Genomic DNA, 21,676 nt, shown 5'->3' with positions numbered 1-21,676 from the left:
ACGGTGATGGCGTGGTGACGAGAAGAACCGCTCACAGGTCGGCCTCGTCCAGTTCGGCCATCAGCGCTTGCATTTCGTCATCGGACAGGCCCGAGGCGCTGAATTCGGTGCTGTCGGCTTGCGGCTCGGCGGCGCTGGGATCCAGCGGTTGCGCGACCTCGGCCATGGCTGCGACGGTCTGGCGTTCGAACACTTGCTTGGCCGACAGTGCGATGCCTTGCTCATGGGCCTGGGCCACCACTTGCAGGCTCAGGATCGAGTCGCCGCCGATGGCGAAGAAGTTGTCGGTGACGCTCACTGTCGAGAGTTTCAAGACCTTGGCGACGATGGCTTGCAGGGTGGTTTCCATGGCGTTGCGCGGCGCCACGTGGGCGCTTTCGTCGAGCTGCTCCGGGTCGGGCAACTGGCGGGTGTCGAGTTTGCCGTTGGGCGTGCGCGGAAAGCTCGTCAGGGTCAGCACCAGGGCCGGCACCATGTACGACGGCAGACGCTCGCCGAGGAAACGCTTGATCGCCTCCGAGTCCGGTGCGTAGCCGTGGGCGGCCAGGACATAGGCGAGCAAGCGCTTGCCGGCGGCGTGTTCCTGGACAATCACGGCCGCTTCGCGCACGTCGCTGTGGCTGCACAACTGGCGTTCGATTTCGCCCAGTTCGATGCGGTAGCCGCGCACCTTGACCTGATGGTCCTTGCGCCCCAGGAATGCCAGGCGCCCGTCGGCCAGCCAGCACGCCAGGTCGCCGGTGCGGTAGGCGCGAGTGCCGTCGGCCAGGGTGACGAAGGCCTTGGCGGTTTCTTCGGGTTTGTGGCGATAGCCGCGGGCCAGGGTGGGGCCGGCGAGGACGATTTCACCCGGTTCGCCAATGCCGCAAGCCGTGTCGAATTCATTCAGCAGGCGCAGGTCCATGCCGGCGATCGGACGGCCGATGCTGACGTTCCGGCTTGGGTCCAGCACCTCATAGGTGGCCCAGACGGTGGCCTCAGTGGGGCCGTATTCGTTCACCAGATGTGCGTGTGGCAGGGTCTTGCTGTGTTGCGCGATCAGCGACGGCGGGCAAGCCTCACCCGCGACGATCCAGCAGGCGAGGCTGTCGGTTCCCCCGCTGCGCTGCAATTGATCGAGCAGGGCTTGGTACAGCGACGGCAGCGACAGTCCGTGGCTGACCTGGTGCTGGGCAATCAACTGCGCCAGGCGGGCCATCTCCAACTCTTCGCCTGGGGCGGGCAATACCAGGCGTCCGCCTTGGGCCAGGGTCCAGAAAATCCCGGCGACCGAACTGTCGAAGGCAAACGACGACAACAACAGGTAGGCGCGCACCGGAGTCTCATAGGCCGCCATGCGCACTTGGGTCGAGAAACTCAAGGCGCCGTGGCTGATTTCCACGGCTTTCGGCGCACCGGTAGAGCCGGAGGTGTAGATCAGGTAGGCGAGGTCGTTGGCGTCCGGCAAGGGCAGTGCCGGACAGTCGCCGAGGTCCTGTGTTGTCAGCTCATCCAGCACGAAGCGTTGCAGGTTGGCCGGCACGCTGTCGGCCAGTTCGGCGCTGACCACGATGTGGGCGATGGCACTGTCGGCGAGCATGTAGGCGCGGCGGTCGGCGGGGTAGGTCGGATCGACGGGCACGTAGGCGCCACCGGCTTTCAAGACGGCGAGCATGGCGACAATGGCTGCGTTGCTGCGGGCGAACAGGATGCCGACGGGCACCCCTGGACCGATGCCGGCGGCGACCAGTTGATGGGCCAGTTGCGTGGCGCATGCGTCGAGGCGGCTGTAGCTCAGGTCACCGTCCTGGTCGCTGAGGGCGATGGCGTTCGGTTGTTGGCGAACCTGACGGGCAATCAATTCCACCAGCGTCACCGGTTCGATGGAGGGTGCGCTCGCGCCGGCACCGATCAACTGCGATTGCAGCGCGCCACCCAGGGGCAATTGGGCCCAGCCCCGTTGCGGTTCGGCCAGGGCGCCGTGCAGCAGGTGCAGCCATTGTTCGGCGAGGCAGCCCACAGCGTCGGCGCTGAGGACATGGCGGTCGTAGACCACCTGCGCGTGCAGGCTGTCGGGCAACTGGCGGACGTTCAGGCAAGCCTTCAACGGGTTCATGACCGCACTGGCGTGGCGCTCCCGGGCATCGCCGGAGCGCCAGGCAAAAGCGTATCCGGCGTGGTGGTCGCCGGTGTAATAGTCTTGCCAGCCAATCAGCCGTTCCAGGGTGGCGGCCACTTGCGTGCTTTGCTCCAGCAGAGTCGCCTGGGCATCCAGTTCGATGCTCACGGGCAGGCACTGTTCGAACAGGCCCAGGGTGTTCTCCAGTTCCGCGCCGCGACTTTCATGGATCAGAGTGAGTGGCACCTGTTGCTGGCCGGCCAGTCGTCCCAGGACCGCTGCCCATGCCGCCAGCAGCAGTTCCGGGGTCAGGGCCGGGTGACGGGCGAGGTCGGCCGGCAGCGTCAGCTCCAGTCGGGTCGGCGCAAATCCACCATCGAGGGGCGATTCCAGCGGCAGCTGCAAGGTGGCCTGTTCGGTGTCGCCCGCAGGTTTCCAGAAGCTCACGCCCGGATGATCCGGTGCGTCTTCCACCAGGCTCCAGCGCCATTCGGCGTAATCGGCGTACTGCAGGGTTTCGGACAGGTCCGTGGCAGTGTCTTGCAGCAATGCAGCGGCCAGCCATTTCAGGCTGGCGAGGTCGAAGTGGCTGCTGGCCGCCGCGAGGTCCAGCACGCCTTGCTCATCGGACAGGCGCACCAGGGTCACCCACAGCGGGGTTGTCCAGTCACGGGGCTGGGTGGCGAGCTGAGCGAGCGCGGCGTCCTGATCGGCGCGGCTGTGCTGGCGCAGGTCCTGGAGGTTCACCGCCAGTGAGCCGGCTTCGTCAATCACCTGCACCGGGTGGCGCAGGCCTGGCACGGGCATCAGGTGTGTGCGCAGGATTTCGCTGCCGGCCACCAGTGCCTGCAGGCGGTTGTTCAGTGCATCGACGTCCAGCGGTTGTGACAGCGACCATTGCAAATGACAGCTGAACGGGTGCTGCGCTGCGCCGTGGGTGTGGGGGTAAACCGATGCCTGTTGCGGGGAAATACGAAAACCTTGAAGTCCGCTCATGTTCATCTCGACTGGAAAAGGGCTTGAGCCTGGATCACCGCACAGACGTCGGGGCTTGCTGGACTCGTGTCAGGCAAGCCGCCTGCGAACGGCGGGTGGACCCGTTGAATGTCAGACGGCAACGTCGCTCGACAGCAGGGCTTCAGCCATGCCGGTCATGATGGCGCGCTTGCCGGTAAAGGGTTCGCGACCGTGCACGGCGAGCATGTTGTCGATGAACAACACGTCCCCCTGCTGCCAACTGAAGCGCACCAGCGAGTCGAGGTAGGCCGCGCGTAGCGATTCCAGGACCTGCGGCTCGATCGGTTGGCCATCGCCGTAAAAGGTGTTGGTGGGCAGGTCGAGGTCGTTGAAGTTGCTTTGCAGCGAATCGCGGATTCGCTCGGGCAGGGTGCTGATGTGGAAGAACGTGGCGTGGTTGAACCAGACCTCTTCGCCGGTGCGCGGGTGGCGCACCACGGCCGGCCCGCGTTGGCGGGTGCGCAGGCGATTGTTGTCTTTCCATTCCACTTCGATGCCGACGCTGGCGCAGTAGGCTTCCACTTCGCGGCGGTCTTCGGACTGGAACACGCTCTGCCACGGCAGGCCGAAACCGTCGCCGTAGTTGCGAACGTACAGCACGCCTTTTTCCCGGAACCGCGCTTCGATCTGCGGGCTGATCCTGGCCTTTACGGCGCGGGTCGAGCCGATCGGTGTTTCACCGCCGGTCTCGGACGGCAGTTGGCAGTAGAAGAACAACCGCAGCGGGAAGCGCGGCGAGTAGGAGTGCTCGTTGTGGGGAAAAATCATCTGGTCGGCCGGGTAGTCGGTCGAGGTGTAGATGTTGCCGCCGACCCGTGTCCGGGGGGACGCGCGGAACATGTATTCCAGCGCTCCGGGGGAGAGGGCGGCGATCACCTGGTCGAACTGCTCGACAGACGCGACGTTGAAGCCGCGAAACAGCAGGGCGCCGTACTGCAGCAGTTTCTTTTCCAGCGACTCGCGTTCCCGGGCGGCCCAGGCGATCAGGTCAACGCCGCTGACCGCTGGTTCGATCACCAGGGGCAGCGCGTGGTCCGGACTGAGCAGGCGCTCGGTGACCAACTGTTGTTCCGAGACGTTCATGGCTTTGCGACGCACGGCGCCAAGGGCGCGTGGCGATGGGGGCACGATAGACATAACGGCATCCGACTCGGTTAAAGGGACAAGGAGCGACGTTTGGCTTGCATCATCTGGCTGCGACCGGCCAGCGCCTGGGACTGCTGTCGCTCCCGGGTAAAGGCCTGATCCCAGCTGTCGATGCGCTCGGCCAGTGCCGGCAACGGCTCGTCCAGCAGGCTGTGCATCTGCTCCAGCAGGCGCGTCCACAGGTGTTGCAGGCGCAAGGCACGGTCCCGGTCGAAGTATTCGCCGCGATACTTGAGGGTCGCGGCGAGGCCTTCGTCGCCGTGCACCAGGTCGAGCACCAGGTGGAAGTCCCCCGGTGCCTGGGCCACCTCCAGCGCGGACAACTGCGCGCCAGCGATGGCAGTCGGGGTCACCCGTGACGGTTGATAGTTGAGCTTGACCTGGAACAGCGGCGAGTGACCGGGGCGGCGCTGCGGCGCGAGTGCCGAGACCACCAGATCAAAAGGCAGGCCTTGATGGGCATAGGCCAGGCGCGACTCATCGCGAACCTGCTCAAGGAAACCGGCCAGGGTCGCTTCGCCGCGCAAGTCACAACGCAGGGTCAACTGGTTGACGAAGAAACCGATGACGTCGTTGTGCTCTGCCAGCGGTCGGCCGCTGACGTCGGTGCCCAACAGGAACTGCGGCTGGCCGCCCAGTTGCTTGAGGACCAGTTGGTAGCTGGCCAGCAACAACATGAACAACGTCATGCCTTGTTCGCGGGCCAGCGCTGCCAAGCGCTCACAGCCGGTCTGCGGCACGTTGAAGTCCAGGCTGTATTCGCCCGGGGCCTGGCCGCTGCCACCCAGTTCCAACGTTTGCGGCATGCCGGCCAGGTGTTCGCGCCAGAAGCCTTGCTCGGTGGCGATTCGCTGTTCGCTCCAGTGCAGGGCTTCCCATTGGGCGAAAGCCAGGTATTGCCCCGGCAGCGCGGCCTCCGCCGAACCCGCCAGTTCTGCCAACAATAGTTGCGCCGAGCGTCCGTCGAAGGCGATGTGGTGCAGCGTCAACAGCAGGTCATGCTGTTGGTCATGGCGGCTGAGTAACTGCGCTCGCAGCACTGGGCCGGCTTGCAGATCGACAGGGGTGGTGTGTTCTTGGGCCAGGCTTTCGTTCAACGTCTGCTGTTGCTGCGCTTGGTTCTGCTCACGCACATCATGATGGACCAGCGCTACAGCCGTGGCCGGCAACACCTGTTGTTGCGGGCCATCGACACTGTCGCGGTACACCGTGCGCAACACGCCGTGACGCTCGACCAGCGTGTTCAGGCGCAGGGCCAACGTCTCGATGTCCAGCGGACCTTGCAGGCGCAGGTGCAGTACCAGGTTGTGGCGGGTGTCGTCCGGGTTCAGTTGGCGCAGGAACCACAAGCGACGCTGGGCGAACGACTGATGCCCCTGACTGGGGTTGGTCTGCTCGGTGGGAGCATCGGCCGTTGGCGTTGGATCATTGAGGAAAGCGTGCAGGGCCAGCGCCCATTGCCCCAGGGTGGTTTCCCCGAACAGGCTTTGGGTATCGAGGTTCCAGCTCAGGTCCCTGTGCAGGCGCGCGGCAAAGTCGGCCACGCCGATGGAATCCAGGCCCTGGCCGATCAGGCTGAGGTCGAAGTCGGCGGAAAAATACGGGTTGACCGCGTGCAGCGTCTGTTCCAGCCATTGGCGGCAGGCGGCTTGGGCCTGTTGCGACGTTTCGGTCGCCAGGTTTTTGAGCTGGGCAAGGTCAAGGGGCTCGTCGTTCGAGGCCAGCGTTCCACCGCTCTGGGCGATGATGCTCAACGTGCCGGCGGCCAGTTGTTTGCGCGCACCTTGGCGGGCGATCTTGCCGCTGGTGGTCATCGGGATGGTGCCGGCTTGCACCAGCACAATCTGGTCAATGCCACAGTCGGCGGCTTCGCGCACAGCGCTTTGCATCGACGCGAACAGCGCCGGATGATGCGCCGGGTCGACGAACTTGCGCTGCGGCTCGGCGACAATCACCAGTTTCTCGCGGCCCAGTGCCGGGTCCATTTGCGCGAAGGCGGCGATGCGTCCGGTACGGATGCCCGGCTCGGCGTCGGTAATGGCGAATTCGATGTCGTGGGGGTAAAGGTTGCGCCCATTGAGAATCAACAGGTCCTTGAGCCGCCCGCAGATCACCACCTGGCCTTCGTGCATGAAGCCCAGGTCGCCGGAGCGCAGGTAATGCTCCGATGAGCCGACAATCCGTGCCTCAAAGGCCTCACGAGTGGCTTCGGGATTCTTCCAGTAGGATTCGGCGTTGCTCGGGCCCTTGAGCCAGACTTCGCCGATGCGATTGGCGGCGCAGCGCTCGAAGGTGTGCGGGTCGACGATGGCGATGCTGTGCAAGGCTTGCGGATAACCGCAGGCGACGAACTCCACCGCGGCGGCATCGGCAGCGGCCAGGGCCACGCGACCGCTCTCCAGCACGGCTTTGTCCAGGCGCAGCACCACCGGCAGCGCATCGGCCGGCGTGGCGCTGACGCACAGCGTTGCTTCGGCCTGGCCATAACCGGGGCTGATGGCCAACGGGTTCAGGCCGCAGGCGGCAAAACGCTGGGCGAAGGCTTCCAGGGTGCCGGGATGGATCGGCTCTGCGCCGTTGATGGCGTGTTTCCAGTTGCTCAGGTCCAGCTGTGCGATCAGGTTGTCGCTGACCACGCGGTTGCACAGGGCATAGGCGAAGTTGGGGGCGAAGCTGGCGGTGGCCCGGTAGCGACTCAATGCCTGCAGCCAGGTCGACGGCGCATTGACGAAGGTCTGGGAAGCCATCAGGTAGCACGGCATGCCGCTGTAGAGCGGAGCCAGCATGCCGCCGATCAGGCCCATGTCGTGATACAGCGGCAGCCAGTTGACCATGGCGCCGTGCTCGTCGAAATCGTACGCCTGGCGCATCAGTTCGACGTTGGCGATCAGGTTGCGCTGACGCACTTCGACGCCTTTTGGCGAGCCGGTCGAGCCCGAGGTGTATTGCAGGAAGGCTACGGTCGAACCGTCGATAGCCGGGCGTTGCCACTGGCTGGCCGGTGGTGTGCCCAGGTGCTGGACGGTCAGCACCTCGACGCGGCCCTCCACCAGTTCCTGCAGGCTTTCGCAATGATCCGCCGGTGCCAGAATCAGCGCCGGCTCGGCATCCACTACCACGTTGCGAACGCGGTCGAGGTGGCGCGGTTTGCGCGACGGTGGCGGAAACAACGGCACGGCAATCAGGCCCGCATATAGGCAGGCACAGAAGGCGCGGGCGTAGTCGAGGCTGCTGGGCAGCATCAACAGCACGCGATCACCCGGCGCATAACGCGCTTGCAGCGCGGCCGCCAGGGACTGGGACTGCTCGTGCAGTTGGGCAAAGGTCAGGGTTTCGCCGATGTTTACACCGTCCGGCAAGAAATGCAGGGCAGCACGCTGAGGGAAGTGCTGGGCGTTGGCTTCCAGCACCTCGATCCAATGTTTGAATGAAAACATGTGCAATTCACGCCATGGCCACGATGACTTTGCGGTCACCGGTGAAAGGATTGCGACCGTGTGCCACCAGTCGGTTGTCGAGCATCAGGATATCGCCCGGTTGCCAGGGGAAGCTGATGGCAGTCTCGCGGTAAACCTCGCGCACGGTGTCGAGCATGTCGTCGGCAATGGCCGAGCCGTCGCCGAAATAGACATGGCGCGGCAGGTTCTCTTCACCCACCGCTGCCAGCAGGCTGGCGCGTACGCTCGGTTCGATGGCCGAGACATGGAACAGGTGCGCCTGGTTGAACCAGACCCATTCACCGGTATCGGGATGCTGCTGCACGGCGGCGCAACGTTGGCGAGTGCGCAGGTCGCCATCGGCTTTCCATTCCCACTCGATGTCGTTGTCCCGACAGTAGCGTTCGACCTGGGCACGGTCCTGGGTGTTGAAGACTTTTTCCCAAGGCAGGTCCAGGGCGCCGCTGTAGTTGCGTACGTAGAGCAACTCGCGGCTGGCGAACAGCTCGCGGATCTCGGCGGGCATGCGCTGGTAGATCAGGCGGCTGTCAGCAATCGGGGTCTCGCCGCCGGTTTCACTGGCCTTGATGCAGTGAAACCAGATGCGCGAAGGCCAAGGGCGGGTGTAGGCCTGCTCGTTGTGCAAGGGTATGAATTGATGGGCCGGGTATTCCGTAGAGCTATAAACCCCGGCGAAGACCTTGCTGCGTGGCGTGGAGCCGAATTCGTAACTGGCCAGCGGCGTACCGAAGCTGGCGGCGAAGCGCTTGAAGTCGATGGGCGTGGCGACCGTGAAACCGCGAAACAACACGCCGCCAACCGTGGTCAGGGCATGAGCCAGGCTGTCGCGAATCGAGGCGTCCAGATCGTGGATCGACTGTCCCGATGCCCCCTGCACCAGCAGGGGTAGCGACTGGGCGCTTGCATCCGTGGGCGCCATGGAAAAAAGCTCGGAACGCCCGTTCAGGTGTTCGATTGAGGTCATCCTTGTACATCCTCTTTTGTCTTCTTCGACCAGTCACAAGACCTTGAAAGCAGGGCAGCGGTCGGTTGTGTAGGACTCGTCTGTAATGTATTCAAATCAATACAAGACGTCATACTAGGTACAAATGAGATGGATTATCAATACTATTTATTTAATTTTTTTTTTGGATTAGACTCCGCTCCGCTGGCGCCACACAGCCTTCGGCCAGCTCAAAAAACCTAAAAATATCTGTCGCAGGGGAGCGGGGCGTGAATTTCAAAAAGAACACAATTGCGTTGGCTGTAGGGTCGGCCATAGGCCTGAGCAACGCTGCATGGGCGGCCGAAGAAGCCGGCACGATGGAGATTGCTCCGATCACCGTGACAGGTGAAAAAATCGACCGCACGCTTGAGCAGACCCAGTCCAGCGTCGTGGTCGTCACCGACAAGAATCTGCGTGAGCACGGCGACAAGGACCTGGTGGATGTGTTTGCCCGCACACCTGGCGTCTATAGCCAGGCCGGCAATGAGAACTGGGGTATCCGTGGTGTTCCGGTGTCCGGTTTTGACGATCAGGGCCCGGCGGCCCTCAATGGTGCGGTATCGGTGTATGTCGACGGTGCCGTGCAGCCCAACCGTGCGCTGACCCTCAGCCCGGTCCCGCTCTGGGATGCCGAGCAGGTCGAAGTATTCCTTGGCCCGCAATCCACCACCCAGGGCCGTAACTCCCTGGCCGGCGCGGTGGTTATCCGGACCAAGAACCCAACTTTCGAACCGAGCTTCTCGGCACAAACCAATGTGGGCAATTACGGCGAGCGCGGGGCGGCGGTGGCCGGTGGTGGTTCCATCGTCGACGACAAGATCGCCGGGCGTATCGCCGTGGACTATGGCGAAGGTGACGGCTACATCCGCAACACCACGCTCAATGACGACGCCAACCCGCGTCGCACCAGCAACACCCGCGGCAAATTGCTGATCCTGCCCAACGACGACACCGATGTCCTGCTGACCTACGCCCACAGCGAGCACCGCCAGGGCGACCGTTCAACCATGCGCGTCAACGGCAAGCCGAGCTATTACGATATCGCGTCCAACACCAAGGCTTTCGACAACCTCAAGCAGGACACCCTCAGCGCCAAGGTGGATTATCGTCTGAACGATGCCTGGTCGCTGACGAGCATGACCGCCAATACCAGCACCGATTACAGCAACCGTCTGGACTTTGACCAGACGGCGTTGGCTGACGAGGTCGTGCTGCGTAAGCAAGACGGTAACCTGTTCAGTCAGGAGCTGCGCCTGAATTACGCCTCAGACACAGTGAAGAGTTTTGTGGGTGCGTACTATGGCCACAACACCAACGCTTTCCACGACCGGTTGTTTTTCGATGACGTGCTGGTTCGTACGGTCAAAGGTGATACCAAGATTGAAAACAAGGCGGTGTTCGGTGAAGTCAACTGGACGTTCGCACCGCGCTGGACGTTGATCACCGGTCTGCGTTACGACCATGAGACGAACGATACCGATATCGAAGAGGACGGCCGCTTCGTTCCCGAGAAAATCAAGAAGTCGTTTGATGCCGTGCTGCCGAAACTCGGCATCGACTATGAACTGGCAACGGACCAGTACCTCGGTTTCATGGTGCAGAAGGGCTATCGCGGTGGCGGCGTCAACCTGCGCTCCGGTAGTGGTCACCAGGCCTACGACCCGGAATACACCACCAACTACGAGCTGTCTTATCGTGGTTCGTTCTTCGACAAGACCCTGCGCACCCGCGCCAACCTGTACTACACCGACTGGAAAGACCAGCAGGTCAGCGTTCGGCAGAACGGTAGCGCGGTCATTGATATCTACAACGCCGGTCGCAGTGACATCAAGGGCCTGGAAGTCTTCGTCGAAAAAGACATCACCGAGCAACTGACCCTGAACGTCGGCGCGGCCGTGACCGATAGCAAATACAAGGACTTCGTCTCTGACAGCGGTCAGGACAGGAGCGGTGAGTCGTTCCTCTTCTCGCCTAAATACAAGGCCTCTGTGGGGGGTGTCTATCGCTTCGACGACCGTCTGATATTCGGCACGGACGTTGTCTATCAGGGCACCGCGCCTTCGGAGTATGAGTTCGATTCAAACGGCAAAGTCACTGGTGAGCGTAAGAGCGACGCCTATGTGCTGGTGAACTTCAACACCGAGTACAAAGTCACCAAGAACGTCGCTGTGTCCGCTTACGTCAAAAACGCCTTCGACAAGGAATACGTCACCAACAATCGTAACGACGACATCATCGACGTCGGCGCACCGCGCACGGTGGGCATGAGCCTTCGTTACGATATGTAAGCGACGACATGTAAACCCAAAGGCGCGGGGAGGCAATCTCCTCGCGCCTGTCCTGCAACGTATCGGATGTTTGTTTCCAGGCTGTTCGTTCCCTTCCAAACCCAGCCTCCATGGAGGAAATCATGAGTGCTTTTTCGAATGTCACAGCGGGTGGCGCGCAACAGCTGCGCCTGTTGCACACCGGCCTGTCGAGTCCTTACTGCCTCGATTCGACCCCACTGCTGGAACGTCAGCAACAGCAGGAATCCAACGCCCGCAGTTACCCGCGACGCATTCCGCTGGTGCTTGAGAGGGCCCATGGCATTTATGTGCAGGACAGCCGGGGGCAAGTGTTTGTCGATTGCCTGGCCGGTGCCGGCACCCTGGCGCTAGGCCACAACCATCCGGTGATTATCGAAGCCATCACTCAGGTCATGGCAGCCGGTGTGCCGATGCACACCCTGGACCTCATGACCCCCGTGAAGGACGCATTCGTCCAAGAGATTTTCGCTTGCCTGCCTAGCGAGTTCGCTCGCCATGCACGCATCCAGTTCTGCGGCCCGAGTGGGGCCGATGCGGTCGAGGCCGCGCTCAAGCTGACCCGCACCGCCACGGGGCGGCATTCAGTCCTGGCGTTCGAAGGGGCCTATCACGGGATGACCCTGGGTACGCTGGCCATCAGCGGCAACCTGTCACCGAAAAATGCCCTCGGCGCATTGATGCCAGGTGTGCAGCGCCTGCCGTTCCCGCACGATTATCGTTGCCCGTTCGGGGTGGCCGGCGATCAGGCAGTCACGTTGAACGTGCGTTACCTGGAGCACTTGCTCAACGACCCGGAAAGCGGGGTGACCGCACCGGCGGCGCTGATCCTGGAGCCGATTCAAGGGGAGGGTGGGGTCATTGCCGCGCCGGACCGCTGGCTGCAGGAACTGCGCCGATTGACCCAGGCCCACGGCATCCCGCTGATCGTCGACGAGATCCAGTGCGGCATTGCCCGCAGTGGCCGGATGTTTGGCTTCGAGCAATCGGGGATCACGCCGGATGTCATCACCCTCTCCAAAGCCATCGGTGGCGGGTTGCCGCTGTCGGTCATGGTCTACCACGAGTCGCTGGACGTCTGGCAGCCGGGTGCCCACGCCGGCACGTTCCGCGGCAATCAGTTGGCGATGGCGGCCGGTACCGCGACCTTGCGTTTCATCCGCGATGAAGGCCTGGTCCAGCACGCTGAAAAGGTCGGCGCTTATCTGCAAAAACAACTGCAGGCGCTGCAAAACGAGTTCGCCTGGATTGGCGATGTACGTGGTCGCGGCCTGATGCTCGGGATGGAAATCGTCGACCCGCAGGGCACCCTTGATGTACAGGGCCATCCGCCGGTGGACACAGCCCGGGCCAAGGCCTTCCAGCAGGCTTGCCTGAAGCACGGCTTGATCGTCGAGCTTGGTGGGCGCCATGGGGCGACGGTGCGCTTCTTGCCGCCGCTGATCATCACTGAGCAGGAGATCGATTTTGTGGGGCAGATCCTGTTTCAGGCAGCAAGCACGCTCAGCGAAGGCTCCGCACAATAATCATTTGATCCGCCGATGCGCGCCCGCCGTAACGGATTGTGCTTTGCCGGCGTTGAGATTGAGCGACGGCTACCGCCTAATCTGGCGGTGGCCGCGCGATTCAGCAGTTCGATAGTCAGGCTGTCATTGCACGATTCGTGGCAACAATTTGCTCATGTGTAAACTGACCACCGGGAGCCATGAATCTGGCCAGAAGTGCGTCCCGGTTTTGAGGCGCCCTGATTTTATCAGCCGCACACAAGGCCGATTTTAGCTCCGGCAGGGTTAGTTCGGTGCAGTATGCAGGCGTGCCTGGTTGCTGATGCCATGAACTCTCAAGGCTGCCAGCGGCAAGCGCGGTGAACCCGGTATCCTCGACAAGATCCTGCGCGATTGCCTCGGCATAGGGGTCATCCCCAGCCACGGGTAAGGCGATGCGTGTTGAAGACCCGGCTGGTTGGCCTTTGTCGGCAAGAGTCGCTGCGAGAACGGCGTTCCATGCCTTGACGACCGGGCGACCAATCTGCTCGCTTACCCAGATGCTCTCGGGCTTGCCGTCGTCTACCTCCTTGATCGCCCCGTCTCGTCCCGGATAGTAATTGGACGTGTCAATGACGACGACCTTCTCGGGAACATGACTTAACGTTTGGCGCAGATCGGGGTACTTCGCGAAGGGGATCGAGAGGATAACCGCATCCACATCCGACACAGCGTCTTCCTTGGTCACCGCCCGTACACCGATTTCGTTGGCGAGGTCCTGAATACTCTGAGGGCTCTTCGAGTTGGCCAGTTTCACTTCATGGCCGCATGCAGCGAGCTTACGGGCAAGAGTAGCCCCAATGTTGCCCGCGCCGATAATTCCGATTTTCATGTCAATAACCTCCTCGCATACAAACAATATTCAATTACCGTTGCCTGGGTGTGCGAACGAATTAAGTGTGTGGCGAAGATCCAGCAATACTTCAGGTGTCATCCGCACGGTTGAGATCATTCTGTCGGTGGTTTGTATCCCGCAAGCATTTCGAGTACCTCAGCATGTGAACCGTTCGCTTCAGCAAACCGTAGTGGCTTGGCGCGCTCGACGACCAGTTCTTGTGGGGTCGGAGCGATCTCGAGCAGTGCGAAGATTTCATTCAGGAACTCGTCCAAGGGCATGGCGTGTTCGTCATTTTCCTGTCCAAGCAAAGTGGTACGCACTCCCGGTGGCGCAAGCTCGATGACCTCGACTGATGAGTTCTCCAGCTGCACTCGAAGACTTTGAGTGAATGAATGAACTGCCGCTTTGGTTGCGCAGTAGGTCGGTGTCGCAGGCAGCGGGACGAATGCCAACGCCGAGCTGACATTGATGATCGTTGCACTGGGCTGCTTGATCAGTTGGGGAGTCAAGGCGTACACCATGCGAATCGTGCCAAGCAAGTTCGTTGTCACGATATCTTCGGCTGTGCTCAGGTATTGGGAATCAGTCAGATCCTCCCAGTGCATGATGCCCGCGTTGTTTATGAGCACGTTCAGATTGGGGTGACTGATCGCAAGCGCTTCGCTGGTGCGCTGGATGGATTGCGGATCGCAGACGTCCAGCACTACCGATTCAATGCCTGGATGTTCCGACACGATCTTGTCGAGCAGAGCCTTGCGCCGTCCCGCGATGATTACGTTGTTTCCCGCCTGGTGAAGCCTTAGCGCCAGACCAAGGCCTATGCCTGAGGTGCTGCCGGTAACCAGAATCGTGTTGCCCGTGCTGTTCATAGTAAACTCCAGTAAGAGAACAAAAGCGGACAGCTGTCCACTTGTGTTAAAAATTACCGGACAACTGTCCGCTTTGCAATGCAGCGAAGGAAATAACTTTGCCCAGGAATGACGAAGTGGCGATGCGTTCTGACGCCAAGAAAAATCGAGAACGAATTCTGAAGGTCGCTGTGGCAGAGCTGACGCTCGATCCTGCGGTCCCGCTGAGTGCGATTGCGAAGAAGGCTGGAGTGGGACAGGGCACGTTCTATCGCCATTTCGCCAACAGAGAGGCGCTGGTATTCGAGGTCTACCAATTCGAAATGCAGCAAGTGGCCTCGTTGGCCGAACAGCTACTCGCCACAAAACCCCCTAAGGAGGCCCTCCGAGAGTGGATGGACTGCCTCGTTGAATATGCAATGACCAAGGCGGGACTTGCGACCGCGATACGGCAAGCAGCCTCTACTTACGAATTTCCTGGGAAGTCGGGATACGCGCCGGTCCAGGCAGCCGCCGAGTTGCTTTTGAGGGCTAATGAAAAGGCCGGAACGATTCGTAGCGGGGTTACCCACGACGACTTTTTTCTAGCCACTGCTGGAATATGGCAAATAGATTCCCAGAGCGAATGGCGCCCACGTCTCGCCAGATTGATGGACTTGGTGATGGATGGTCTATGCGCAGGTAGCCCTGAAAGCCTGAAGAATAACGTGTAGCTTTCGTCCAAACGCAAACCACTACCGGTCATGCCGTGGTTTAAACGGAATGACCGGAGCGCCTTACGGATTATTTTTGCGCCAGCAATGCCTTTCTTGTCGCCTTTTGGTGTTTCATGGCGGCGATCTCACGCTCGCAGGCCTCGACATCGAACGAGTTGTCCCACTTGGCAATGGCGATGGTGCCGATACCGTTACCGATCAGGTTGGTCACGGCTCGCGCTTCGTTGAGGAACCGGTCAATGCCCAGGAGCAAAACGAGGCCGACCAGAGGAATGGAGTGAATGGTTGTGAGCGTTGCAGCCAGTGTCACAAACCCCGCACCCGCCACCCCAGCCGAGCCTTTTGAAGTCAGCAGGAACACGCCTAGCAGAATCATCTGATCCACAAAGGTCAGTGGCGTATTGGTCGCCTGTGCGATGAAGATGGCGGCCATGGTGAGATAGATACAGGTGCCGTCCGCATTGAAGGTGTACCCCGTAGGCAACACCATGCCCACTACCGATTTTTTGCAGCCAAGCTTTTCAAGTTTCACCATCATTCGTGGCAGCACGGCTTCGGTTGAGCAGGTGCCAAGGGTGATGAGGATTTCATCTTTGAAATAACGAAGAAATTGCAGAAGCGGCATGCCCGACCATCGAGCAACCGTACCCAGCACGACCACGATGAAAAACAAGGTCGTGATGTAGAGCGCGACCAGCAACTGGCCGAGTGACAGCAAGGTGCCAATCCCGTATTTGCCGATCGTGAAAGCCATGCCGGCACCCGCGCCAATCGGCGCCAAGCGCATGACCATTGCAACGATCTTGAACAGGCCTTGCAGGAACAGGTCAAGGGTGTTGATCAGTGGCTTGCTGGTTTCACCCATTTGAACCAGGGCGACACCCATCAATACCGAAAGCAGGATGACCTGAAGCATGACGCCATTGGAGAATGCGCCGATGAAGGTTTGCGGGATGATATTGAGAAAGAAATCAATGGTGCCGCCTTGCTCACTGGCAGCTTGGCTGTATTTGCTAATGGCACCTCCATCAAGCGCGCTGGCGTTGATGTTCATACCGACGCCAGGCTTCACGATGTTGACCACAATGAGGCCGACGACCAGGGCGATGGTTGAAAGAATCTCGAAGTAGATCAGCGCTTTCACGCCAATCCGGCCGACTTCTTTGATATTGCCCATCTTTGCGATACCCACAACGACCGTACCGAAAATAATGGGCGCCAACAGCATTTTGATCAGTTTGATGAAGCCATCGGCAAAGGGTTGCAGCTTGGCTCCGATATCAGGCACGAAGTAACCGATTGCTGCACCGATCACGATGCCGATCAGCACTTGCACATACAGCTGGCCATACCAGCGGGACTTGGAGATTTCCACGGAAGCACCTCATTTTATTGTTGTGATGGGCATGTGGCTCGGCGTCAGTGGGTGACGCCGGGGGCTGCGGCCTCTTTCAAAGAGACCGCAGATCGAGGTTGATCAGCCTTCGCCCAACTCACGCATCACTGCGTACAAAGCGGACTTGGCCTCGAAGCCAACACCTGGAATATCCGGCAGACCGACATAGCCGTTTTCCACGCGGATGCCGTCAGCGAAGCCGCCGAACGGCTGGAACACATCCGGGTAAGATTCGTTGCCGCCCAGGTGCAGACCCGCTGCGATGTTCAGGGACATCTGGTGACCGCCATGGGGCACTACGCGGCGGGAAGACCAACCCATTTCTTCCATCACCTTCAGGGTGCGCATGTACTCCACGAGCCCGTAGGACAGAGCACAGTCGAACTGGAGGTAGTCGCGATCGGGGCGCATGCCACCGTGGCGCAGCAGGTTACGGGCATCCTGGTGAGAGAACAGGTTTTCACCGGTAGCCATGGGCAGTTCATAGTGATTGGCAAGCTCGGCCTGGAGTGCGTAGTCCAGCGGATCGCCAACCTCTTCGTACCAGAAGAGGTTGTACTTCTTGATGGCTTCAGCGTACGCGATACCGGTCTGAAGATCGAAACGACCATTGGCGTCGACCGCCAACCGACGGCCGTCGCCAACCACTTCAAGTACCGCTTCGATGCGACGGATATCTTCGTCCAGCGGTACCGCACCAATCTTCATCTTGACGACGTCGTAGCCACGATCCAGATAGCTCTGCATTTCTGCCTTGAGCTTGGTCTGGTCTTTGCCAGGGTAGTAGTAGCCGCCCGCTGCATAGACCCAAACCTTGTCATCGGCCACGCCGTTACGGTAACGGTCGGCCAGCAGGCGATACAGCGGTTTGCCTTCAATCTTGGCGACGGCATCCCATACCGCCATGTCGATGGTGCCAACGGCGACAGAGCGCTCGCCATGGCCGCCTGGCTTTTCGTTGGTCATCAAGGTTTTCCAGATGGCGAACGGATCCAGGTTGTTGTTTTCATGGTCGACGAGCGTGTCTGGATCCGCTTGCGTGATACGCGCCAGGAAACGATCACGCATCAGTGCGCCCTGGCCATAGCGACCATTGGAGTTGAAACCGTAGCCAATGACAGGCTTCCCATCACGAATTACATCAGTGATGACCGCGACAACCGAGCAGGTCATTTTCGAAAAATCGATGTAGGCGTTAGCGATGGGGGAGGCAATGGAAACAGTTTTTTCACGAATGTCTACGATGCGCATGACGGGGTCCTCTTGTTGTTTGTAGGCCCACGTTAGGCTTTGCGATGGCACCCGCCCAATGCTATTAATGCCGCACCCTATGCACAGGAGGCATGGCCCTTGGAACTCGTCTGGCTTGAAGATTTTTCAGCGCTTGCGGAGTACGGCAGCTTTGTTCGGGCGGCTGAAGCGCGGCACGTTACCCAGCCGGCATTCAGCCGCAGAGTGCGCTCGTTAGAGAGTTGGATGGGGGTGCAGTTGTTCGTTCGAACGCCTCAAGGAGCGACGCTTACTGAAGCTGGCAGGCAAATTTTGCCAAGTGCCCAAGAGGCTGCCAGGCGCTTGTACAGAATGCGCAACGAGGCTCAAGAGGTTGCTGGAATGGCCGCCAAGTCGCTTCAATTCGCGGCAACTCACTCCCTGTCGTTTACATTTTTTCCCAAGTGGCTGCGAAGCTCAGAGAACGGTGCCCCCATTGAGGCTGTGCAACTGCACTCAGACAGCATGGCTGCCTGTGAGCAGATGCTGATACATGGCCAGGTTCAGTTTCTGCTCTGCCACCGCCATCCCGATGTTCCACCGCTACTGGCCCCTGATCAGTTCATCGGCAAGAAGGTGGGTGAAGACGTTCTCGTTCCTCTTGCGAGTGCCTGCGCTAACTTCGGCACCTCGCCTGCGGCATTGCCGTACCTCGCTTACACCCATGAATCCGGTTTGGGGCGTATCGTCGCGCACAGACTGCGTGGCAAAGAAGATTACCTTCACCTCAAACCACTTTTTAGCAGCCACCTTGCAGCGGTGCTAATGTCCATGGCCCTGGAAAGCAAAGGCGTGGCCTGGTTGCCCAGGAGCCTCACCGAGCAAGAAATACTGGATGGGCGCCTGGTCAGAGCGCTCGACGAAAGCTGGGATATACCGCTGGAAATTCATCTGACCCGTCCAGTAGCGCCACTCAGTCCATCTGCCGAAGAATTCTGGGCCAGGGTGGGGCAGTGACTCGGCGGGTTTTATATGACGCGCTGTGTTGCTCAATAGGGTTTGGGGTTGTGAATCGCCGCTGATCCCTTACCGGGATCGCGGCGAAGCGTTGAGCGTATCCGCTACTTGTAATGTTGCTCAAACACCGCCAGTTGCTCGGGCCTGATCAGCTGGAAGGGCACCCAGACGTCCGGTTCTACCGCTTCTCCCTTGATCATCTTGAGTGCTGCTTGTACCGCGCTGCTCGCCTGGGCCTTGGGGTCCTGGAATACCGAGGCGACCAGCATCCCGCGCTTGATTGCCGCCAGGCCGTCAGGCAAGCCGTCGATACCGACAATCGCAATCTCGCCCTTGGCTTTGCCGGCCTGTTGCAGCGCCATGGCCGCACCGATGGCCATCTCGTCGTTGTTGGCGACGATGGCATCGAAACGGCTACCCGCCAGCAACCAGTTACTGGTCAGGTCCATCCCTTTGCTGCGCTGCCACTCGGCACTTTGCTGCTCGACAACCTTGATCCCGGGATAATCCTTGAGCACCTGTTTGACGCCTTCGGTGCGGTCGTGGGTAGCGTTTTGCGCCAGGTCGCCCATGATGATCGCGAGGCTGCCCTTGCCGCCGAGCTTTTCGGCCAGATAGCGCATTTGCAACTGTCCGGCCTCAATGTCATTGGACGCCACGGTGACGACGCCTTTGGGCAAGGTACGCTCGTCGGGGTGACGGTTGACGTAGACCAATGGTGTCTTCGCTTCGACCGCGGCGCGGGTGATGTTGGCCGTGGCGGAGGTGTCCACCGGCAGGACAATGACCGCATCCACTTTCTGATTGATAAAACCCTGGACCTGGTTGAGTTGGCGCACCACATCGCCTTGGGCGTCCTCGAATTGAATCTGCACGTTTTCCTTTTTCGCGGCCTCGTCCAGGCCGTTACGCACGTAGGTCATGAAGTTGTCGTCGACCCTGGCGATGCTGACGCCGATGCGATAGTCGGCGACGGCCCATTGGCTCAAGAGCAATAGCAGGGTGGCGAAAAGCAGTGTGCAACGACGCATGATGGTTTTCCTTTTGTTGTTATGAGTTGAACGTCACCAAGAAATTTGCCGCGGGCTTTAAATGAATCCAGTGCCGGCCTCATCCATCAAGCGTGAAGGCCTGTCTGAAACGCTCAAGCGCGACTTCGCTGTCACCGCTGGCCCAGCCTTCGAGGCCGACGACACCGCTGTATCCCATGCCGAACAACGCCCTGGCAATGGCGCGATAGTGGATTTCGCCGGTGCCGGGCTCCATGCGGCCAGGAACGTCGGCGACCTGGATTTCGCCGATGGCGTTGCCGGCGCGCTGGATCAGTTCGATCAGGTTTCCTTCACCGATCTGTGCGTGATAGAGGTCCAGGTTCATCTTCAGGTGCGGGCTGCCCACGGCCTCGATCAGTGCCAGGGTATCGTCAGCGCGGGCGAAAGGCGTGCCCGGGTGGTCGACTTCAGTGTTGAGGTTTTCCAGCAGGAATACCCGGCCCGCGTCTTCGCCCAGGCGGGCTATTTTTTCCAGTGTCTTGCAGGCGCTCAACCACATGCGGCCGGTGGTCTGGGCAACGGGTTTGACTGGCAATCCTTGATCACCCAGGCCGGTGCCGTGCAGGTTCAGGCACGGGCAACCCAATTGGGCTGCGACGGCTAGAGATTCCTGGGCGCTGTCGAGCAGTTGCTGGATACCCTCGGGATCGGTCAGGTTGCCCGAGATGTAGCCGGTCATGGAGGTGAAATCCGCGCCAGTCGCGACGAGAGCCTGGATGTCTTTGGTCGTCCAGTTCCATATCTCGACGCTGAAGCCCAGCGCGTGGATGCGTTTGACCCGCTCGGTAAAGGGCAGGTCGAGAAAGACCATCTCGGCGCTGATCGCCAGTTTGAACGGTATGAAACTCATGAATGAGCTCCTTGTACGCGCACCGGTTTGCCCAGTTGGAAGGACTCGATACAAGCGCGAGCAATGGCCAGTGCCGCCCGGGCGTCTTCACCGCTGGCCAGAGGTTTTTCGCCACTGCGCACGCAACTGACAAAGTGGTTGAGCTCAGCCACATAGGCATCACGCAGCAAGTCAGTGTCCATGCGCTGGGTGTCGGCCTGAACCCCATTGGCCAGGTAGCGCAGCAGGTCGGAGTCGTTGACGTTGCCCATGGTCAGCATGCCGGCGCTGCCGAACACTTCGCCGCGGACATCGTAGCCATATACGGCCTGGAAATTGGCCTCGGCCGTGGCGATGGCGCCATTGTCGAAACGGATCGTGACCACCGCCGTGTCGAGAAATCCTTTGGCCTTGTAGTCCGGTGCGATCAGGGCATCGGCCATCACAAAAACTTCAACCGCCTCGGCGCCCGGATTCAGGTAGCGCAGGGTATCGAAGTCATGGATCAAAGTTTCGAGGAAGATCACCCATTGCGGTGACGCGGCGGGGTTGTTCAGCGCCGGGTCGCGGGTCAGCGAGCGCAGCAGTTGTGGCGTACCGATCCGGCCGGCAACCACGTCCAGATGAGCGGTGCGGAAACTTCTGGCAAAGCGCCGGTTGAAGCCGACCTGGAGTGTCACCCGTGCATCGGCAGCCGCAGCTATGGCGCGATCGGCTTCGTCCAGGGTGATCGCCATCGGTTTTTCACAGAACACACTTTTGCCGGCCCGGGCCGCACTGATCACCAGTTCGGCATGGCTGCGCGCCGGGGCGGCAATCAACACGGCGTCGATGTCCGGGTCATCAAGCAGTTGCTGTGGATCGGCATAGACCTTCTGCACGTCCAGTTCTGCCGCCAGGCGCGCGGCCTGGCCGGGAGTAGGGTCGGCGATGGCAGCGAGGCACGCGCCGGGGATGTGACGGGCGGCGGTGAGGCCGTGAAAACTGCCCATGCGGCCGGCGCCGATAAGGCCAAGGCGGATGATCCTGGATGTACTCATGAACATGACTCCCTTTATTGTTTTTACGACTCGGCGCTAAGAATGTCCTCGTCTGGATAAGCAGGGAGCAAGCGCTGTGCCAATAATCAACTCATTGATATTAAACAGATTTTATTCATTGTCGTTTGTATTCATGTTCATTTTGATTACATGTCTATACTGACATGTCGAAAATAT

The 21,676-nt window shown here is 60.4% G+C and carries 15 protein-coding genes; 4 read left to right on the top strand and 11 right to left on the bottom strand.

What is annotated here, in order from left to right:
* Nucleotides 1–31: 31 nt before the first annotated feature.
* From PSH91_RS16000 to PSH91_RS15985, 4 genes are all read right to left on the bottom strand, one after another.
* Complete coding sequence (locus PSH91_RS16000) at nt 32–3,094, bottom strand: amino acid adenylation domain-containing protein (RefSeq protein ID WP_305466157.1); 3,063 nt, start codon at nt 3,092–3,094, stop codon at nt 32–34.
* A gap of 111 nt (nt 3,095–3,205) precedes the next feature.
* The gene (locus PSH91_RS15995; RefSeq protein WP_188250727.1) at nt 3,206–4,252 is read right to left on the bottom strand and encodes a TauD/TfdA family dioxygenase; all 1,047 of its coding nucleotides are present in this window, start codon (nt 4,250–4,252) and stop codon (nt 3,206–3,208) included.
* 17 nt (nt 4,253–4,269) lie between these two features.
* The gene (locus PSH91_RS15990; protein WP_305466156.1) at nt 4,270–7,698 is read right to left on the bottom strand and encodes a condensation domain-containing protein; all 3,429 of its coding nucleotides are present in this window, start codon (nt 7,696–7,698) and stop codon (nt 4,270–4,272) included.
* Between the two features lie 7 nt (nt 7,699–7,705).
* Nucleotides 7,706–8,683 (bottom strand): TauD/TfdA family dioxygenase, encoded by a 978-nt coding sequence (locus tag PSH91_RS15985; RefSeq protein ID WP_107322861.1) that lies wholly within the window; start codon nt 8,681–8,683, stop codon nt 7,706–7,708.
* Between the two features lie 248 nt (nt 8,684–8,931).
* On the opposite strand from PSH91_RS15985, the gene PSH91_RS15980 reads away from it, so the two are divergent.
* Nucleotides 8,932–10,992 (top strand): TonB-dependent receptor, encoded by a 2,061-nt coding sequence (locus tag PSH91_RS15980; protein ID WP_107322860.1) that lies wholly within the window; start codon nt 8,932–8,934, stop codon nt 10,990–10,992.
* Between the two features lie 122 nt (nt 10,993–11,114).
* Nucleotides 11,115–12,536 (top strand): diaminobutyrate--2-oxoglutarate transaminase, encoded by a 1,422-nt coding sequence (locus tag PSH91_RS15975; RefSeq protein ID WP_305466155.1) that lies wholly within the window; start codon nt 11,115–11,117, stop codon nt 12,534–12,536.
* A 115-nt stretch (nt 12,537–12,651) separates the two neighbouring features.
* Here PSH91_RS15975 and PSH91_RS15970 read toward each other — a convergent pair whose 3' ends face one another.
* A complete protein-coding gene (locus PSH91_RS15970) occupies nt 12,652–13,386 on the bottom strand; it encodes an NADPH-dependent F420 reductase (RefSeq protein WP_107322858.1) in 735 nt (244 codons plus the stop codon).
* Between the two features lie 116 nt (nt 13,387–13,502).
* A complete protein-coding gene (locus PSH91_RS15965; RefSeq protein ID WP_281460095.1) occupies nt 13,503–14,261 on the bottom strand; it encodes an SDR family oxidoreductase in 759 nt (252 codons plus the stop codon).
* Nucleotides 14,262–14,383: 122 nt separating this feature from the next.
* On the opposite strand from PSH91_RS15965, the gene PSH91_RS15960 reads away from it, so the two are divergent.
* Nucleotides 14,384–14,953 (top strand): TetR/AcrR family transcriptional regulator, encoded by a 570-nt coding sequence (locus tag PSH91_RS15960; protein WP_047225855.1) that lies wholly within the window; start codon nt 14,384–14,386, stop codon nt 14,951–14,953.
* Nucleotides 14,954–15,023: 70 nt separating this feature from the next.
* Here PSH91_RS15960 and dctA read toward each other — a convergent pair whose 3' ends face one another.
* Entirely contained in the window at nt 15,024–16,331 is a 1,308-nt protein-coding gene (gene dctA, locus PSH91_RS15955) for a C4-dicarboxylate transporter DctA (RefSeq protein WP_076384140.1), read from the bottom strand.
* A gap of 102 nt (nt 16,332–16,433) precedes the next feature.
* The gene (locus PSH91_RS15950; RefSeq protein WP_047225527.1) at nt 16,434–17,603 is read right to left on the bottom strand and encodes a mandelate racemase/muconate lactonizing enzyme family protein; all 1,170 of its coding nucleotides are present in this window, start codon (nt 17,601–17,603) and stop codon (nt 16,434–16,436) included.
* Nucleotides 17,604–17,702: 99 nt separating this feature from the next.
* Between PSH91_RS15950 and PSH91_RS15945 the strand changes: the two genes are divergently transcribed.
* On the top strand, nt 17,703–18,578 hold the full coding sequence (locus PSH91_RS15945; protein ID WP_047225528.1) for a LysR family transcriptional regulator: 876 nt from the start codon (nt 17,703–17,705) through the stop codon (nt 18,576–18,578).
* A gap of 104 nt (nt 18,579–18,682) precedes the next feature.
* Here the strand turns inward: PSH91_RS15945 and PSH91_RS15940 are convergent, their stop codons facing one another.
* The 3 genes from PSH91_RS15940 to PSH91_RS15930 all read right to left on the bottom strand — a co-directional run bounded on the left by PSH91_RS15940 (nt 18,683) and on the right by PSH91_RS15930 (nt 21,499).
* Nucleotides 18,683–19,609: a sugar ABC transporter substrate-binding protein gene (locus PSH91_RS15940; protein ID WP_305466152.1), complete on the bottom strand. Its 927-nt coding sequence runs from the start codon at nt 19,607–19,609 to the stop codon at nt 18,683–18,685.
* Nucleotides 19,610–19,688: 79 nt separating this feature from the next.
* Nucleotides 19,689–20,480, bottom strand: a complete 792-nt coding sequence (locus PSH91_RS15935) for a TIM barrel protein (RefSeq protein ID WP_305466151.1) — start codon at nt 20,478–20,480, stop codon at nt 19,689–19,691.
* Entirely contained in the window at nt 20,477–21,499 is a 1,023-nt protein-coding gene (locus tag PSH91_RS15930; protein WP_305466149.1) for a Gfo/Idh/MocA family oxidoreductase, read from the bottom strand. The genes PSH91_RS15935 and PSH91_RS15930 overlap by 4 nt, the downstream gene beginning before the upstream one ends.
* Nucleotides 21,500–21,676 lie beyond the last annotated feature (177 nt).

Source organism: Pseudomonas sp. FP1154 (assembly GCF_030687245.1).
Classification (GTDB): domain Bacteria; phylum Pseudomonadota; class Gammaproteobacteria; order Pseudomonadales; family Pseudomonadaceae; genus Aquipseudomonas; species Aquipseudomonas rhizophila.
The sequence above is the reverse complement of the archived record's forward strand: the minus strand, read 5'-3'. Positions and strand labels throughout refer to the sequence as shown.

Excerpts from the sequence above, each read along its gene's own strand:
- PSH91_RS16000 (WP_305466157.1), bottom strand. The coding sequence starts at position 3,094 with ATGAGCGGACTTCAAGGTTTTCGTATTTCCCCGCAACAGGCATCGGTT.
- PSH91_RS15995 (WP_188250727.1), bottom strand. The coding sequence starts at position 4,252 with ATGTCTATCGTGCCCCCATCGCCACGCGCCCTTGGCGCCGTGCGTCGC.
- PSH91_RS15990 (WP_305466156.1), bottom strand. The coding sequence starts at position 7,698 with ATGTTTTCATTCAAACATTGGATCGAGGTGCTGGAAGCCAACGCCCAG.
- PSH91_RS15985 (WP_107322861.1), bottom strand. The coding sequence starts at position 8,683 with ATGACCTCAATCGAACACCTGAACGGGCGTTCCGAGCTTTTTTCCATG.
- PSH91_RS15975 (WP_305466155.1), top strand. The coding sequence starts at position 11,115 with ATGAGTGCTTTTTCGAATGTCACAGCGGGTGGCGCGCAACAGCTGCGC.
- PSH91_RS15970 (WP_107322858.1), bottom strand. The coding sequence starts at position 13,386 with ATGAAAATCGGAATTATCGGCGCGGGCAACATTGGGGCTACTCTTGCC.
- PSH91_RS15965 (WP_281460095.1), bottom strand. The coding sequence starts at position 14,261 with ATGAACAGCACGGGCAACACGATTCTGGTTACCGGCAGCACCTCAGGC.
- PSH91_RS15960 (WP_047225855.1), top strand. The coding sequence starts at position 14,384 with ATGCGTTCTGACGCCAAGAAAAATCGAGAACGAATTCTGAAGGTCGCT.
- PSH91_RS15950 (WP_047225527.1), bottom strand. The coding sequence starts at position 17,603 with ATGCGCATCGTAGACATTCGTGAAAAAACTGTTTCCATTGCCTCCCCC.
- PSH91_RS15940 (WP_305466152.1), bottom strand. The coding sequence starts at position 19,609 with ATGCGTCGTTGCACACTGCTTTTCGCCACCCTGCTATTGCTCTTGAGC.
- PSH91_RS15935 (WP_305466151.1), bottom strand. The coding sequence starts at position 20,480 with ATGAGTTTCATACCGTTCAAACTGGCGATCAGCGCCGAGATGGTCTTT.
- PSH91_RS15930 (WP_305466149.1), bottom strand. The coding sequence starts at position 21,499 with ATGAGTACATCCAGGATCATCCGCCTTGGCCTTATCGGCGCCGGCCGC.